Here is a 1,913-nt window from a genome sequence, read left to right as displayed (position 1 = left end):
ATTTTTTATATAACCGTACTTATGAAAATTATTTTACTTTGTCTTTTAATCGTTACCCCATATGCCATATCAAGTTAAAACCTTTGCCTAGCTACGTACAACTAAAAATTCCTGTCTTCTTGTATGAACAAGGTACATGTCATTAGTTATCAAAGCGTTATAAACAATCTGAACGCTGATGTTGTGGCACTGCAGGAAGTTAGAGATCGGTACGCTGTAGAGCGATATTTCCCCGCAACAGATTGGAACATAATTATCGATGATGACAGCACAGATGATATGAATTTAGCGTTCGCCATCCGAAAAGGTTTTCAATATAGATTGAATTCTGGGAATTTGAAGTGCGTGGATAAAAACATAGACTTTGCCTTTCTTAAGTCGAACCCAAAATTTATTGATGAAAGAAGAGTTTTAAAATTATTTATCTCGTATAAAGGTAAAGAAATTTTATTGTTAAATCATCATGAAAAATCTCGTTATAACGGTCGAATGATTACGGATGAGCAGAGGACAAATGCAGCATTAGACCTTATTGATTATATATATCAAGCTCCTACTGAATATGTTGCTCTTTTAGGTGACTTCAACGACACACCTGACGATAGATCGCTTAACACATTAGAACGTGGCATCACCCCCCCTATACTAATAGAGAATGTTAATGGCAGTTTTCTTATTAACATTACCGAGCCATTAACGTTAAAAGCACATGTTTCATTTGGTCTAAAAAGCCTCGATAAGACAGATTCTATCGTAAGATTAGTCAATCCATCGATACCAGGTTCAAGAAAAGAAAATATTGATAATTTCTTAAACGACATACCAGCAAGAAAGGCTTTGTACTACCCAATCTTAGTTTCACCCGCTTTAATTACTCTTTTCAGTCAACCTACCGCAGCCAAAATATTTGATGAAGTCCTTGGTATTGATGGAAATGATGACACGCAAGCTTCAGACCACCTTCCTGTTTATGTGGATTTTCACTGCTCTGATTGTGATGCACCTAAGTTAAGAATCACAGCGTTGCTCTCTAACCCTTTAGGCTCAGACTCGGGTAACGAATTAATCAAAATCCAAAATTTCGGTATAGTTTTCAAGGAAAAATTATTATCCAAGAGGCTTCACTTAAAAATGAAGTAATTGAAATCGCTCTAGCTAAACAACAAACAATTATTCATAAAATTCAATCAGGAGTAACACTAAACAACAATGCTGACACTATAAGAATACTAAATAAATATGAAGAATTATTGGATGAAGTAACTTATTCATCTTCTAAGGAACAAATGGAAATTTTCTTTTAAGGACATAGTGGTTTATGAAAAACAAGTTTATTCAGTTCGGCATTCTACTTTCGATTTTTAGTTTGCCTAACGTCGCCCTTTCAGCCGAAGAGTGGGATGAAAAGAAAGTATACAATTCTGGTGATGTTGTTCAGTGGAAAGACTTGACATATATATCGTCGCACTGGACTCAAGGCACTGAACCTTTAAATAACAAAGTAAACTGGGACGGTTGGATAACAATCAATACTGAGGAGATTGAAAGTTGGCAACAATCAACCCCGTACAATGGTGGTACTGTTGTTGAATATAATGTTGGGTATTATATTGCAAAATGGTGGAATAATAATTCGATTCCTAGTGATTCAGCAGAGTGGCAAAGATTGGATCTCGATGTTGGGGGAAAACCTAGCCCAGTGATCCGCACCAGAAGTTTTGGACACCGAGTTAAGTGAGTACAATCACTAACGAGGTGAACAATGACAACTAAGAAAACACGAATCAAACATGCTCCTGAATTTAAAGCCGAAGCGCTTAAGTTAGCAGAGAAGGTCGGTGTCTCTGCTGCCGCACGACAGCTTTCGCTATATGAATCTCAAATTTATGGGTGGCGTAAAGCCGTCAAAAAAG

3 protein-coding genes are annotated in these 1,913 nt (G+C 36.6%); all 3 read left to right on the top strand.

The genetic code is table 11. The annotated features are described in order from the left end of the window. Nucleotides 1-123: 123 nt before the first annotated feature. The gene (locus tag L4B77_RS19845; protein ID WP_429752575.1) at nucleotides 124-1,140 is read left to right on the top strand and encodes an endonuclease/exonuclease/phosphatase family protein; all 1,017 of its coding nucleotides are present in this window, start codon (nucleotides 124-126) and stop codon (nucleotides 1,138-1,140) included. A 178-nt stretch (nucleotides 1,141-1,318) separates the two neighbouring features. Continuing rightward, nucleotides 1,319-1,738, top strand: coding sequence for a hypothetical protein (locus L4B77_RS19840; RefSeq protein WP_429752573.1), 420 nt, complete (start codon nucleotides 1,319-1,321; stop codon nucleotides 1,736-1,738). 24 nt (nucleotides 1,739-1,762) lie between these two features. After that, nucleotides 1,763-1,913 (top strand): transposase (locus L4B77_RS19835; protein WP_429752577.1); only part of this gene is annotated, 151 nt, incomplete at its 3' end.

Origin of the sequence: Vibrio minamisatsumaniensis, from assembly GCF_050337445.1 — a bacterium.
GTDB lineage: Bacteria > Pseudomonadota > Gammaproteobacteria > Enterobacterales > Vibrionaceae > Vibrio > Vibrio artabrorum.
Note: the sequence above shows the minus strand (reverse complement) of the source record. Positions and strands in the feature narration are given on the sequence as shown.